Origin of the sequence: Streptomyces sp. NPDC050658 (genome assembly GCF_044457025.1) — a bacterium.
Taxonomy (GTDB): Bacteria; Actinomycetota; Actinomycetes; order Streptomycetales; family Streptomycetaceae; genus Streptomyces.
Genome location: NZ_JBITGM010000012.1, coordinates 144,072 through 158,701 on the forward strand (window position 1 = coordinate 144,072; position 14,630 = coordinate 158,701).

The following is a 14,630-nucleotide window of genomic DNA, read 5'->3' on the forward strand; positions in this document are numbered from 1 at the left end:
CTGGAAGAGCGGTGGCAGGAGGTCGGCTGGTCCGATGAGGATCGGACGAGCCGACCCGGGCTGCAGCTACAGGCCTGGAAGGCCGTGGGCAGCCCCTGCTGTGGCTAGTTCATCCAGCTCCTTCAGCACGGGAGCACAGGGCGCCATGCCGGAGGGCACGAAGGAGTCCGCCAGGTGGTCGGATTGACACGGCACTTCCCTGGCGGTGTTTGTTGTGCCCCGGAGGACAGTTGCGGGTAAGCTGCATTGCAGCGAGACCTCGTTTCCTGGCAGTCTCGGTCTCGCGCCGTGCGAGACCTTTCGCGGAGCTTTCTCGCACCGACTGGCCCCAGTAGCGCTACTCCAGGTTTCGTCGGCCTGGAGCTACTAGGGGCCTTTGTCGTGTCCGAGAGGGCCGCTGCTCGCATCCGGCGGATAGAGCAGGCGACGCGGATCCACCTTAGTCCTTTGCCTCCAGGACAGTTGGCGCATGTTTCACACGTCAGCCTTCCGTGTCGCGCATTTGTACTTGGAGTTACGTTTCTTCGCTAACTTGCTCGTATTGATCTCGTCCGGAAGTGCCGGTGTGGCGCGGGAAACAGAGGCCGTGTTGCCAACATTGGGCTGGCCTTTCGAGTGACGGTCACTCTCGGCGTGTCCGAGCTCCCGTGGACCCTGTGAGGGTCTTCTCCGGGATCGCAGCCAGGAGTTGCTAGGACCGAGGCCGCGGTGCGCCATGGCCCTGATAGGGCATGGGACGAGGTGAAGTACTGAACGGGGAGCGTGGCAGCCCTGCTTCAGGTCTGCCATGACGCACTCGCCGAAGGCATGCGATCCGCGCAGGAGTCTGTTGTACGCATCGATGTTGACGGCGGTGTCGCCGGGCAGGGGGTGGGGGACTTTGGGCGGGGTTCTCGTCCAACAGCCCCAGCCGGACGTGAGGTTGTCCGACGTACGTGTGAGGGCGCTGCCGACGCACCGGGCGACACCGCAAGTCCCCCTGACGTGCGGCCCACAGCGCCCGCATCTCCCCGGCGTGAGCGCGGCCCCTTCTTGCTGTCGGAGCTGTTTCAGAGGGGCAGGGTTATGCCGAGCTCCTGCATCGCGGACGAGGGCGGGCCGCCTTCGGACCGTTCCGTCTTGCAGCCCTTGCGGCCGGGGGCCAGTGTCCGTGGATCGACGGCTTCGGCCGGCGCGCCCGTGGAGTAGAGACCTTGGGGGTCGGCGTCCCGATCGTGGGGCAGGAGCCAGAACACCCTCCGGCGGAAGGTCCCCGACGAGCGCGAGGGCTTGGCTGCCGGAGCGAGCAGGGCATAGCCGATCATGCGGCCGTCCCGGTGGTACGCGGGGCGGCTCCGGCGGTTGGGAAGCCGGTCGAGGCTTTGCCGGACGTAGTCCAGTCCGCTGGTGTCCTCAAGCCAGACGAGTTCGGTCTCGTGGCTGATCTCGTCCTCTGCGATGAGGGCGCTCATGCTGTCTCCTCGTCGGCAAGCATTCCGATCCCGGGGTAATACTTCCGCTGATTGGACAGGATCATCTCCTTGGGCGAGGTGAGTCCGACCACATCACGGACTCGGGCGGCGAAGGCTCGGGACGAGACCGCCGGCGCGCCTTCATGCTGGCACCACGAGCGGTACATGGCATAGAGGTGTGCCTGTTCCTCGCGGAGGGCAGGGTGCAGGGTGCAGCACTCGCTGAGGAAGCGGCCCGTGTGGTCTTCGGTTTCCGCATAGGCGTTGGTGGCGATGCGTACCCGTTCCGGACCGGTGAGGTCCTTGTCCCCGCTCAGGTAGCGACGGGCGCCGTCGATAAGCCAGTTGAGAATGCCCGGGCCTTCCTCCGTAACGAGAATGTCCGCCAAGTTGTCGATCTTACGGTTGTCGGAGACGACGCGCTCGAAGGGAATGAGGCGCATGCGGCGCCAGAAGGCGAAGCCGCCCGTGCCGACCTCGGGCCGGTGGTTTCCGAGCAACCAGAGTTTGTGGGTGGGCGCGAAACTGAAGAAGTCCTGTCTCATCCGGCGGGCTTTGATGCGGTCGCCGCCTGTGAGCAGTTTGACGCGGGCTTCGTCGAACTTGTCCCCCGGTTTGACCTCGCTGCACACGATGACGCGACGGCCGTGGAGTTCCGCCAAGTCCGTGGGATGCCCTTCGTAGGGGCGAGCCATCAGGAATCCCGGCGGTGCGGCATCGGCGTAGTCCCCCAGCAGTTTCATGAGGACGTCCAGCAGTACGGACTTGCCGTTCTTGCCCGAGCCGAACAGGAAGGGCATCACCTGGCCGCCGACGTCTCCTGTGATGGAGTAGCCGAGGAGGATGTGCAGGAAGTCGATCATCGGCGCGTCTTCGGGTCCGTCGCCGAAGGTGTCGGTGAGGAACCGGCTCCACCGCGGAGTGGGCATGGCTTGTGGCCCGGCGGAGGTGGAGTGCGAGTGGAAGTCCTTGTTCGGGTCCGGGGTTCGGACCAGACCGGTTCGCAGGTCGACGATGCCGGAGGGGGTGCAGAGTGCGTACGGGTCTGCGTCCAGCAGAGAAGCGTTGAGGACCATGCCGGGCGCCGACTTGGCCTGCGTCAGCATCGCGTTCATCCCGCTGGTGCTGAGCGCTCGGCGGCGGTGTTGCTGTAGGGCGGCCGTGCTGTGGAGGCCGCGGGGATCGGTGGTGGCGATGCTCTCCGCGAGGTCTCCGGCAGCCCACAAGACGGTGTCGTCCTCGTCGATCTGCCAGCGTGCGCTGTCCCAGCGGTACCAGCCGAGACCGGGGACGTGCCGGTAGTCGTTGGAGTAGAGCTTGACGAAGAGCTTGGCATTGCCGCGGTCGGTAAGTGTGTCGGGAAGGAGTCCGTCCGCGGTGACCGTGCCTGAGGAGGCGGGGCCTGAGGAATTCGTACCTGAGGAGCCCGTGCTCGACGAGACCGGCGATTCTCTTGCTCGCGAGGGCGCAGGTGTCTGATCCAGGATTTGGGCCGCGACGGCGCGGGGGTCGAATCCGACAAGGATGTCGTCGTTCCCGTTGAGAGTCATGTGTGGCTCCCGGGGAACAGAGGGCGCAGGGAGCCGGCGCTCATCCCGCTACGGATGATCGAGTCAGAACGGCGTTCCTGCCCGGGGCGGGCCAGCTGGGCAGCGTCTTTGAGCGCCTGTTCGGCCTCCCCCTCTGTCAGATGCCCTGCTGCCACGAGCCCTCCGGCGGTGTACGCGGCGGAGTTGAGCTTCTGCGAGAACGCTGCCCCCTGAGGGACAGTGGCGCAGTCGGTGACATCGGCCAGGACTGTGGCGAGAGCCCGTGCGGCGGCGCCGTTGCCTCCCCCTGCGGCACTGACTGCCTGTCGGGCGCGGGGTGGTACCGGGCGTGGAAACTGAGCGTGACGCTGAGGGATATGGCCGGTTCGGCTTAACTCCTCGGCCAGCCAGTCGGGGAGGAGTGCGGGTTCTCGGGTGTGGCCGAGTGGGGTGTAGGTGCCGGCGTCGGTGACGGTGCCGGGAGCGATGATGTAGCCGCCGTGAGCGCGGACATCAACCTGCCATGCAAGGGCCCGGGTGGGGCTTGAGCCAGTGGAGCAACTCCATTGGTGGTGGCGTCGGGCGCGGTACCAGACGTGGACACCGCCAGACGGTGTGCGCACACGCAGAGTCGTTTCGTCGTCAGTCGGGCTGACGACGTCACGCAGGGCTGCCAGGACCGCGAGAGCGTGGTAGCCGTTGGACAGCCCCGTGAGATCGACGTGGTCGGCAATGCTGATTCCAGGCAAGACTCGGTCCCGGGCTGGCAGGGGCTGGTGGTGCACGTCTACGTCGATGACTACGAGTCCTGCGGGGCCGCAGGCGACTCCGACCCCGAAGTCGGGATTGTTGCCCCACCACTGGTCAATGCGGGCAGGGTCGAGGGTAGCGGCGTGGAATCCGTGACACCAGCGACCCTGGACGAGGCAGCTGCACCCGTTGCTCGTGTGGCCTTTCCTCCGGCACGCCTCGCAGTTTCCCGCAGGGGTCTTGCGCCGCGGGGCCAGCGGATGGACAGGCCACCCTTTTCCGGCACACCACTTCGCGGTTGCGAGAAAGGGCGTGGCAGTTGACGAGTCAGGGGCTCTCTCAGTTGAGTCGCTGCACGAAGGCCGCAGCTCAGGAGCCATGTGGTCCCCCCATTAGCGACTGAAGCGACTCAACGACGGGGATAGGTTACCGAACCCCTGGGGCTGAGATGCGTATCCGGGGGAGAATAGCGCTGGCCGTGCCGTTGGTGCGATACGCAGCGACTGAACCCCGCGACGAGGCAGCGACGGTAGGCGCTTGGTCGCTGCCCGGAAGGCGCCGAAAAACTGCAGGTCATGGAGGTCAAGGCGACGTAGCAGCGACTGAAGCGACTGAACTCTTCTATATATGACGCACGCGCACACACGGGAATGTCTTCATATATGGCAAGCCTCGGTCGCTTCAGTCGCTGTCGTTCACTGAGATGCGCCCTGACCTGCGCATTTACTCATCGGAGCTGAAGCGACCGAGAGGCAGAACGGTCGCTGGCGTTGGGCCGTCCCGGTAGCTCCTGAGGTAGGTGTGCTCGTTCCCGCGGGAGAGTGGACCGTCGACAGGACGGAGATTGTCGACAGGACGGGCACCATCGACAGGACCACTCCCCCGCAGCCGGCCCCTCAGTAGTTCGGCACCCGTCAGGGTCATACCGATGCCAGGGGCCATCCCGATGGGCTGCACTCGCGCAGGCCTGCCACGGGAGCGGCGAGACCTCCTCGCTGGCCCGCATCGGCACATCAGGCTCTCCCAATTGCGCCCCCCAGCGTCGTTCAGCAAGGGCACGCCCCCGCCCCGCACTTAAACGAATTAATCAGATTGCTCGACCATCAAGGCTCCCCTACCGAACGACCCACCCGTTAACTCTTCAGTCAAAGTGGAGAATCGAGAGTTGATCCATCCGTAGGGGTTTTGAATGTAAGTCAACGACCGCTTTTCAGTTCGAATGACCACTCGCGCCACAGTCGCCACTTTTCCCGTTCGGGCCGACCCCATCTGGAATCTAGAATTCCCCTTCCCGTGTGCCGCAGCAGTACTTGACCTGCAGCGATCTTGGATTGATGGGCTGTTCGCCCCATGGACTGCCTCACACTGAGACATCCCGACCAACTGGCGAGAAGTAATTGACTCGGCATGCCTCCTGACCATCAAAGGCTGCCCGTCGGCACCAATGAGTGCGTCGCCTTTCAGAGTCTTCAAAGCGTCGATCATCCATTTGAATTGCGAGGGGGAATCAAAGTGGAACGTTTTTACTGGCCTTCCGTGCACCACGTGCGCGAAGCTCTCCAGCGACAGCCAGTAGACCGAAACTGCGCAGGTCGCGGACAGTCTCTTCGCCGAAGGGTGCACTTGCTGGTGACACCCAGCCCCTGTGGTGGGTCCGGGAGCCGGGAGCATACGCACACTCCACGGATGAGGGGGGTCCCGCACACCATGCTGTCTCGCGAGGTTCCGGGAACACGGGAACAAGGGGAACGAGGCATTCCTGTTATCTTCGGCCTGAGCTGGGCCGACCGGCTGCGGCCGACGCCTTCGCCGCCAGCAACACCTTCGCCGCTAACAAGATCATTACGCCTGGAGGGCGCGCCCCGCAGGCACAAACCGTGCGAACGGGCCTCATGATGGCGCCTCTGGTCGCCCCTGGCGGCCTCGCCCCGGGCCATGGCATCGCTTCCTGGCAGGTTGTCCCCCAGTGGAGCAGGGCGGGTGCCGGTTGGGCCCCGGTGAAGCGTGATGGCTGAGTTCACCGTCACCGATCTGATGGCTCCTTTGGGCCCGGAAGGCCCAGGCCCGTCGCCGAAGTGGTTGCAGGGTTGTGCTGCTCTGCTCGGCGTGGACGGCGTAGCCGTGTCATTGGGCAAGGACATCACCGAGTTGGTGTGGTTCAGCGATGAAATGAGCGCCCGTCTGGACGATTTGCAGTTCACCGTGGGTGAGGGACCGGGGATTGACGCTGCTCAGCACGGTGCTCTGTGCCTGGTGAGCGATCTGGAGCAGGACCCCGGCACAAGGTGGCCCGCGTTCGCGCCCGTGGCGCTGGCAGAAGGTACTCGGGCCATGTTCGCCTTCCCGCTGAAGCTCGGTACGTTACGCATCGGAGTGCTGGTAGGAAGTCGGAGCAGCGTCGGCCCGATACGCAAGGATCAGGTCGCATATGGCTTCGCCGTCTCGGATGCACTTGCGCTGTTCGTCCTGGCCCATGACGACGAGTTGAACGGCGGCGGCAGCGCCCAGTCCGGTGATCTGCACCGCGCGGTGGTCTATCAAGCGACAGGTGTGGTGAGCATGCAGCTGCTGATGCCCCTGCATGACGCACTGGACCGAATCCGCGCCTACGCGTTCGCCCATGGTCGGCAGATCACACATGTGGCCCGCGACATCGTCGACGGACGGCTGCGCTTGCCCGGTCAGTGAGCTGGTAGAAGTCTTGTCGCCGTGGATGAGGTCATAGCTGCGGAGTCTGTTCCGACTCCGGATCGAAGAGAGCAGAGAGTCGATCGACCGCTGTTCGGGGCAAGGCATTTCAGTGCAACCTGAGCCGTACGAGGGGTGCGTGAAGCACCTGCTTGCCTACCGCTGGGTGCCTGATGTGTCCTACGGCTCGGTGAGAAGGTAGGACGGCAGTTCGACGCCGTCGTGCAGGCCTTCGGCGGGGACGGGGCGGGAGGTGGTCTGGGAGATCGGGATGACTCCGGCCCAGTGCCGCAGCGTGAGGTCCTCGGGGGTGTCCTTGGGGCCCCCGGCGCGGATTTTGGTGGTTGCTTCGGTCAGTTCGAGTCCGAGGACAGTGGTCCCGGAGAGTTCCCGGTCGGTCAGCGGCCGGGTGTCGGCAAGCCTGCCCGGCACCACTCTTTCGATGAGGGTGTTGAAGACCCGGCGCTTGAGGACCAGGTCCTCCACCGTGCGGGCCAGGCCGTGCGCGACCACGGACCGGTAGTTGAGGGAGTGGTTGAAGGCCGCGCGTGCCAGCACCAGGCCATCGATCACAGTTGCCGTCAGACACACGTCCAGTCCGTCGCGTTGGGCCGCCAGGAGCGGGTGTCCGCGGGGTGAGCCGTGGACGTACACCGTGTTGTCGAGGCGGATGTGCATCAGCGGGAGGACTGCGGGGTGGCCGTCGGCGATGAAGCCCAGGCTGCACACGAATGTGGCGTCCAGGATGGCGTGGATGCTGTGCTGGCTGCGGATGATCCTGTTCTGGTGACGGTGCGGGGTGGTACGCGCGGTTGCCGGGTATTCGTCGCCCGGTGGCATCATTCACCTCCTGCTTTCTCGTGGGTGATGAGCGGTTTGATGATGCCGTCCGCCTTGGTGGCCATGAGGGCGAAGGCTTCCTCTGCGTCCGCGAAAGAGAAGCGGTGCGTGGTGAGTTGAGTGAGGTCGACTCGCTTGTTCTCGACCAGCCGCAGCAGACGGGTCATCCACTCGCGGCCGCCGGGACAGAGCCGGGTGCGGATGGTCTTGTCGCCCATGCCACGGCCGAATCCATCCTGCGGGATGGTCAGATCTCCTGTGTGGTAGCCGACATTGACGATGACACCGCCCGGCCGGGTGGAACGGATGCAGTCGGCGAAGGCCTCGGCGGTACCGGAGGCCTCGATCGCGGCATCGACTCCTTGGCCGGACAGGTACAAGGAGAACTCCCTCGGATCCTGCCCGGTCGGGTCCACGGCGAGGTCGACGCCGAAGCCGGTGGCATAGACGGCACGGTCGGGCCTGGGCTCGACGGCGATGACCAGTCCGGCGCCGAGGAGCCGGCACGCGGCGGCGGCGCACAGCCCCACCGGCCCCAGCCCGAAGACAGCTACGGTGCCGCCCGGCGGAACGGCTGCGTCCTGCGCGGCGGCAAGACCGGTGCTGAACATGTCGGTGGTGTAGAGGGCCTGTTCGTCGGAGAGCGCCTCGGGCACGGCGACCAGGTTGAAGTCGGCGTCACTGACGACGAAGTAGTCAGCCAGACAGCCGTCCCTTTGCGACGTGAATTGGTATCCGCCCATCGACGTGCCGCCGCACTGGCCGGACGTCCCCCGCTGACAGTCATCACAGCGGCCGTCGGGCGTGATGGCGCTTACGGTCACCCGGTCACCCTCGGCGAACAGCACGACATCCGTGCCCACGCGTTCGACCACTCCCACACTTTCATGACCGAGAACCCGCCCCCGAGGCAGCGCCATCCCGCCCATGACATGGCGCACGTCGGAGGTACACACCGAAGAGGTCGTAGTGCGCACCACAGCATCGCGCGGACCCGGGCACGGGATCGGCTTCTGGACGAAGCCGACGCGGTCGACGCCGAGGACGGCAAGGGCGCTCATCAGCTCAGACATGGGCGCGGCTCCATGAGAGATCCCCGGAGGCGGCAGCCCAACCATGGACCGAACTCGGAAACCGGAGTGCGGACGCAGAACGCGCTAACCGTCATCACGCACCGCCGCACCGGGCGCCGGTATCCCTGCGCTGGCGGAGGCACTCTGCAAGCCACGGTGGTGGTTCATCTGGGGCAGGCAGGAACTCAATGCGCCGTGTATGGCCGCCGTACGCAGCGAGAGCAGACTGAAGGAACCTGAGTCACCTATGCCGTGCGTCGATTCGCATAGGCCATTGAGGAAGATCGGCGGGATTCCTTCTCGCTGGGGTACGAGGCGGTAGTCTTCGCTTACCTCAAGGTACCCTTCTTTGTCGAACTCGAAATTATCGATGACGTCGGCCAGAAGTCGAGGATAGGCTTCCTGATGAGGTTCAGGACCAAGGTCCCTAAATCCTGTTGCAAGAACCACGAGATCAACGGCGTCATATTCCCGGTCACCCGTGTGTACGTCGCTGATGGAAAGCTCTACCTTGCCCCCGGTGAGGCTGATGGCATTCACCTGCTGATTTCCGCGCACGAAGACACGCTGGTGGCCGTCCAGCCGCTGCTCGTAGATCATTCGGTACAACTCATGGAGCACGTCATCGTCGACCGACGAGTAGTTGGTGGGCCGCATGTAGCTGTCCAGCTTCCGCTTGCTCTCGCGGCTCGACCGGTAGTAGTAGGCGGTGTAGTCGGGGAAGAACCCCTCCTCGCTGAACGGACTCGTATCCTTCAGACGCAGACCGAACGAACGCACATAGTTGGTGACGCGGGCCCGCGGAAACCGCTTGGCCAGGTCGAGGACCAGCTCAACGGAGCTCTGGCTTCCTCCGATGACCACCACACTGTTCACTCCCCCCGCACGCTCCAGTTCCCGCACCCGGGGGAGGTACTCGGTGAGGTGAATGACATGGGACGACTTCACGGAGTCGAAAGGCGGCGGAACATAAGGGGTCCTCCCTGGCCCGATGACCAGCGACCGGCCAAGATAGCGCGCACCGTCCGTGGTCTTGACTTCGTACACCGGCATCTCCCGATGAGCTGTCAGCCGAACGGTCTGCACCCGGACCCCGAAATCAACCATGTGCGACATCTTCCCGGACACCCAGGCGATGTACTGCGCATACTCCTTGCGTAACGGGAATTCATCGGGAAGGTTGAGGTGAGCCAGCAGCCGCCCTTCCTCAAACAGATAGTTGATGAAGGTATAGCGGCTGCGTGGATTGCGCAGACTCACCAGATCACGGCATGGGTGATTCTGGATATTCGACCCGTCGAGAAGCATTCCGCCCTGCCAGACAGGGTCCTTCTGCGCCTCCAGAAAGCGCATCGTAACCCCAGGAATCTTCTGTTCTTCTCCGGCGACGGCGAGTGCGATATTGGCCGGGCCAAACCCAACGCCAAGCACATCGTAGAGCATCAAACGACCTCCGGGTACCGTACGGGAAGATTCCAATGGTTTGTGGGTCTGCCAGGGCAATGCACTACCCCCTGGTCAGGAAAGTTCCGGGAAAGTGGTGAAGACACCATTCGGGTCATACTGGGCCACCACTTCGCGGAGCTTTACCCAGTTGGTGGCGGCGAACGCGCCCGACGCTCGGTGCGCGCCCCGGAACAGATCCGTTTCATTCACGTAATAGCCAGTCGCGAACGGCTCGAAGTCCTTCACGACGTCGTCCACCCAGCGCAGATTAACCGCATCGTGACGGGCGTCCTCCCAGATGGCGTTCGGCGAGAAAAAGATCCGGTCGGTCTTTGAGAACGCCATGTCCGGCAACGGGTCTCCCCCGGCCGGTATCAGGAGGAACAGCAGATTGGAGTCCTCACTCGGCACAGTGCGCAGGTGCTTGGCGGTCAGAGCCAGCAGTTCATCCAGATTGGTGTCACCGAGCCACATATGGTCGACGGCGTAGCGACGGGGCTCGGGATACAACTCGCCGAGGTCGGTCTGCAACTGCGCGAACGTCGTGGGCCGGCACCGGGCCACTTCCTTGCCCCGATGGCTTACCGGCGCCCGGTCGAAGACCGAGAGAAGCTTGCGTGCCTCAGCCTCCGTGTCCACATACGCGACACCTTGCACCAGGATCATGTACTCGCCGCCATGCACACCGACCATCGACGGCGGCGCCACCCGCAAGTACGACAGAATCTGTCCGCTGGGGGCGACTTCCTCGGCAGCGGCACCAGCCCACCGCACCACCTCGTCGAGCATGTCCATCGGGTACAGCCACTGGCTGACGCGCATCGCGCGGGGCAGAGGATAGAGCTGCAACTCGTAACGCGTGATCACGCCAGGGAAGCCGGCGCCGCCTCCGCGTGCCGCCCACAACAGATCAGCGTGCCGGTCCGCATCGGCCCGCACCAATTCACCACTCGCCAACACCACGTCGACCGCCCGCACACTCTTGCAGGCGGGCCCCCACGTGGGCGCGTTCCAGGGGATTCCGCCGCCCAGGAGATAGCCGCTCAGCCCGATGCCGGGACAATGCCCGACCGGGAAGGCAAGACCGCACGCGGCCAGGGCGGTTGCCAGCTGATCACCCGTCACGCCGGGTTCCACCGTGGCAGTCATGGCCTGCGGATCAATCGTGATCCCGGTCAGCCGCGACAGATCGAGCATGAGCCCTTTGTCACGCAATGCTGAAGTGACCCAGCTGTGCCCGCTGCCCCGTGGCGACACCTGCAGGCCGTGTTCAGCCGCGAAACGAACGGCATCCCGCACCTCGTCGACGGTTACGGCGCGGGCGATGGCGTCAGGGAATCGGTTGGGCACGCGGGTGTTCCAGCACAACTCTTGCCGTATCTCCCCGTACCCAACGTCGTCGCGTCGAGTTACCTGCGCTTGCGCCGTGTTCTCGTTGCTGTCCGACATGGTCCAAGACCCCTCACCTGGTTGGTGCCAGGCGTCGCCGCCCCAGCTTCTGCTGCCTGGGGCGCCACACCTGGCTGGGTGAGGCACATTCAACTGTTGCCTGCGGGTGTCGTACAGGCGCTGAACGGCAGCCGCAGCGAGGACATTGAGCAACTTTGCGCGCTTGTGAAGATCTCGCTCTCATAGAGCAACCCAAGCATGACGTCACCAAAGGGGCCCGTCATCGGACTCTGGTGCTGATCGCGAAGCTACGAGAACGGCGACACCCAGTGGTACGGCTGCGAGCCTCGGACACACGCCGGGAATGGCGGTTCGAGACCTCGACGGTTCGAGAAGTACCTCAGGGACCTTCGCCAAGCTGTTCAGGGAGAAGCACATCAGGACGGGTGGCCAGCCATGCGAGTCTGCCGACCGGATGGACCGCGCCATTCCCCCGGCCCGGTGACGGTTGATCCCCCGGAAGGGTCTGCCGCCGGGTGTCGCCGTGACGCCCGTGTCCACGGTCGGGTCAACCTGGGTGATCATGCCCCGCAACTCCGCCCAGGAGGCGTTCGTGCCCACCTTACGTATCTTCCTCGCCGAAGCTCTCGGCACTGCGATCCTGATCATCGGCGGTGTGGGGACCGCGGTCTTCGACGCCGAACGCGCCGGTGTGCTCGGCGTCGCGATCGCGTTCGGACTCAGTCTGCTGGCGGCGGCCTATCTCATCGGCCCGATCTCCGGCTGTCACATCAACCCCGCGATCACCGCGGCGATGGTCGTGGCCCGCAAGACGGACGTTCGGCTGCTGCCCGCCTACCTGGGCGGGCAGGTCGTCGGCGGCCTGTTCGGTGCGCTGCTGATCTGGTCGGTAGGCCAGGGCAAGGCCGGTTTCACCGCCGTGGACCAGAACGGCCAAAGCAGCATCGTCTCCGTCAGCGAGGCCGGCTTCGCCTCCAACGGCTACGGTGTCCACTCCCCCGACCACTTCAACCTCGGCGCCGTCATTCTGGCGGAGGTCGTGGCCACCGCCGTATTCGCGCTCATCGTGCTGGCCACCACGGCCAACGCCTTCCCGGCGGCGGTGGGCGGCCTGGTCGCCGGCGTCGGTCTGGCCCTGGTGCACCTGGTGACCATCCCGGTCAGCAACACCTCCGTCAACCCCGCCCGCTCGCTGGCCACCGCCGTCTTCCAGCACGGCTGGGCCCTGGATCAGCTCTGGGTGTTCGTCGTGTTCCCCATCCTCGGCGGACTCCTGGCCGCCGTCGGTTGGCTGGTGCTCGGCCGCACCCCGGCCACCTTGGCCGGCACAGGTGAAGCGGCCCACTGACGTACCTCGATCCTGCGGTACACGGACCTGCTGGAAGCTGCGATCCAGCGCAGGCCGGAGAGTCTCCTGGCAGCGGGCCAGGCGGCGATGCGACATCAGCCGCTGCCAGCCCGCTCGCTCGACCGTCCCACCGTGTCCGGTCAGACTGTGGCAAGCGAAACGGATACTCCCCCACGTTCCGTCATCCAGGCATTGGGTACGTCGTTGGGCTCCCCGCTCGTTGATCGGCCGGACACAGAGTGGGCCCCTGAAGTCGCGGTGGAGAGTTCCAGCGCCAGGTGCCGAACGCAGAGCTGACGACCGGGCAGAGCCGGGCGGCCGCACGGGACTCCCTCGTCATGCACGCACGTAGTCCCTTGTCGTTGGGCCCCGTCACCGTCGAGGCCTTCGGGCAGCTGGTCCCCCGCCTCTTGGCGGCAGACCTTGCACAAGCCGTCAGCCACAGCCTGGCCAAGCAGGAAGATCCGCGCACCGCAGCCGCCGCAGGCTCCCCGAGGGCGGTCATCCACGTGGGACGGAGCGGGGGCCGCAGCAGGCGAGGCGCACTCCGCCGCCTGCTGGAGTCGGCAAAGGCCGCATGAACCGACCGGGCCGGGGCGGCAGCCGTGGTCGGGGCACAGGCCTTGCTCCAGGCGCTGTGCGCGCTGTTGGGACAGAGACTTCTCGGCGGCGATCTGCGCGCATGCATCACATCGGCGGCCGGTCGACCACATCATCCCAGTCTCGCAGTCCAGGTGACCGCATCCCCAACGGGGCAGCGCCACGCCGAGGATCCAGCGGCCGATATCGCGGATCTCGGAGGGTGTGACTTGGGCAAGGCGGGCAGTCAGACGGTGGCGCAGGCGTGCGGGGCCCATGCCCTCACGCAACTGACGGCCGATCTCGCGGGCGATCTGACGTTGGACGTAGGTGTTGTTCACTTGCTTCAGCAGCCAGTGCACCGGTTCCAGGATCGCGTAGATCTGTGGACTCAGGGTCAACTGAGGTCCGTCGTACGACGATCGAGGTGTCGCTTTCACGCCGTTGGGCATGGTGCCGTCGGGCCCTGCGAGGGAGGGATGGTTGTGATCATCCGCGCGGAGCGCGAGAGCGGCGGCTCGGGCCGGGAAGCGCGGTGCACCGATCATTTTGCGCCCAGGCTCGGGCCCAACTACCGGTACTTCGCCTACGGCGGGTGAGACAAATGCTCCCCCGTCATCTGGTCGGGCAGTCCTAGGGTCTTCCTTATTCGCGAGCCACCCCTCACCAGCCTGCGGACCCGATCCCTCACCAACAGCAGAAGTCGCATCACTGGAATCGACGGGCGTCTTGTGCGGTGTGTCGGATGTCGGCTCCGTACGGAGGGGACGGAGAGAGGACGGGAGTGTGTGTGCGGTGTACTGGTGGCGGCCCTGTGTTCCGGCTCGCCGGTGCACCGTCAGCCAGCCCGCTGCCTCCAGGGCATCGACCACCGCGCCGGTCGCGGCCGTCGTCAGCGTCTGTCCGGCCCGCAGGCCCGAAGAGTGACGCAACATTCCGGCGAGCTCCCCCAGGCTCAGCGGCTGGCGCTGGGCCTGGGCGTACACCAGCGCCGCGTACGCGCGTAGTTGACGAGGTGTGAGATCTTCCGCCGCCGCTACCGGGAGCCACACGAAACGCTCGGTCGGCGACATCGCCCGAACCCGTCGGCGTGCCGTCGTACCCGAACCGCCGGGCAGCGAACGCCGGGTGTTCTGAGGCAGTTCCACTACGCCGTCGGGTGCAGGGCGGCGCAGCAGAGCGATCCCGCGCTCGACGGAGGCCTTCGACATCCCCAAGTACTCCGCCAGCCGCGCGGTTCCGGCCGTGCAGCCCTCCGGGCGCTGCCCGAGGGCCTTGATCTTGATGTACACGGCCAGTGCGATGTCGCTGTAGAAGGGCGTGGCGACGAGCCGCCAGGGCACGCGCACGCGTTGCCGTCGCTCTGGTGCGTCGGGAGGAGCGGGGCTGCTGTGCGCGCGGAGGGGTGCTTGGCGTTCCGTCTTGGGGCACGCCGAAGTGTGATCGTGAGAGGCGAGGGACATGGTTTGAGCCGACTCGGTAGCCATTTGCGGCATGACTGAACCGGCTCCCGTGC

The 14,630-nt window shown here is 65.4% G+C and carries 10 protein-coding genes; 2 read left to right on the forward strand and 8 right to left on the reverse strand.

Annotated elements, in window-relative coordinates:
- Window positions 1-1,049 precede the first annotated feature (1,049 nt).
- Genes ACIBKX_RS33275 through ACIBKX_RS33285 form a run of 3 tightly spaced genes read right to left on the reverse strand, consistent with a single transcriptional unit; the run spans window position 1,050 to window position 4,110 of the window.
- Window positions 1,050-1,451 (reverse strand): DUF6009 family protein, encoded by a 402-nt coding sequence (locus tag ACIBKX_RS33275; RefSeq protein ID WP_363275855.1) that lies wholly within the window; start codon window positions 1,449-1,451, stop codon window positions 1,050-1,052.
- Window positions 1,448-3,001, reverse strand: a complete 1,554-nt coding sequence (locus ACIBKX_RS33280; protein WP_363275856.1) for a phage/plasmid primase, P4 family — start codon at window positions 2,999-3,001, stop codon at window positions 1,448-1,450. The genes ACIBKX_RS33275 and ACIBKX_RS33280 overlap by 4 nt, the downstream gene beginning before the upstream one ends.
- Window positions 2,998-4,110: a bifunctional DNA primase/polymerase gene (locus ACIBKX_RS33285; RefSeq protein ID WP_363275857.1), complete on the reverse strand. Its 1,113-nt coding sequence runs from the start codon at window positions 4,108-4,110 to the stop codon at window positions 2,998-3,000. The genes ACIBKX_RS33280 and ACIBKX_RS33285 overlap by 4 nt, the downstream gene beginning before the upstream one ends.
- 1,627 nt (window positions 4,111-5,737) lie before the next feature.
- Here ACIBKX_RS33285 and ACIBKX_RS33290 point away from each other — a divergent pair.
- Window positions 5,738-6,418, forward strand: coding sequence for an ANTAR domain-containing protein (locus ACIBKX_RS33290; protein WP_363275858.1), 681 nt, complete (start codon window positions 5,738-5,740; stop codon window positions 6,416-6,418).
- 180 nt (window positions 6,419-6,598) lie between these two features.
- Here the strand turns inward: ACIBKX_RS33290 and ACIBKX_RS33295 are convergent, their stop codons facing one another.
- The 4 genes from ACIBKX_RS33295 to ACIBKX_RS33310 form a co-directional block, all read right to left on the reverse strand.
- Window positions 6,599-7,261 carry a pyridoxamine 5'-phosphate oxidase family protein gene (locus tag ACIBKX_RS33295; protein ID WP_363275859.1) on the reverse strand — a complete coding sequence of 221 codons (663 nt, stop codon included), beginning with the start codon at window positions 7,259-7,261 and terminating at the stop codon, window positions 6,599-6,601.
- A complete protein-coding gene (locus ACIBKX_RS33300) occupies window positions 7,258-8,331 on the reverse strand; it encodes an alcohol dehydrogenase catalytic domain-containing protein (protein ID WP_363275860.1) in 1,074 nt (357 codons plus the stop codon). Before ACIBKX_RS33300 ends, ACIBKX_RS33295 begins: the two co-directional genes overlap by 4 nt.
- A gap of 84 nt (window positions 8,332-8,415) precedes the next feature.
- Complete coding sequence (locus ACIBKX_RS33305; protein WP_363275861.1) at window positions 8,416-9,774, reverse strand: SidA/IucD/PvdA family monooxygenase; 1,359 nt, start codon at window positions 9,772-9,774, stop codon at window positions 8,416-8,418.
- Between the two features lie 75 nt (window positions 9,775-9,849).
- Entirely contained in the window at window positions 9,850-11,226 is a 1,377-nt protein-coding gene (locus tag ACIBKX_RS33310; RefSeq protein ID WP_363275862.1) for an FAD-binding oxidoreductase, read from the reverse strand.
- 553 nt (window positions 11,227-11,779) lie between these two features.
- Between ACIBKX_RS33310 and ACIBKX_RS33315 the strand changes: the two genes are divergently transcribed.
- Window positions 11,780-12,535: an aquaporin gene (locus tag ACIBKX_RS33315; protein WP_363275863.1), complete on the forward strand. Its 756-nt coding sequence runs from the start codon at window positions 11,780-11,782 to the stop codon at window positions 12,533-12,535.
- 140 nt (window positions 12,536-12,675) lie between these two features.
- Here the strand turns inward: ACIBKX_RS33315 and ACIBKX_RS33320 are convergent, their stop codons facing one another.
- Window positions 12,676-14,457 carry a hypothetical protein gene (locus tag ACIBKX_RS33320; protein ID WP_363275864.1) on the reverse strand — a complete coding sequence of 594 codons (1,782 nt, stop codon included), beginning with the start codon at window positions 14,455-14,457 and terminating at the stop codon, window positions 12,676-12,678.
- Window positions 14,458-14,630: the final 173 nt, after the last annotated feature.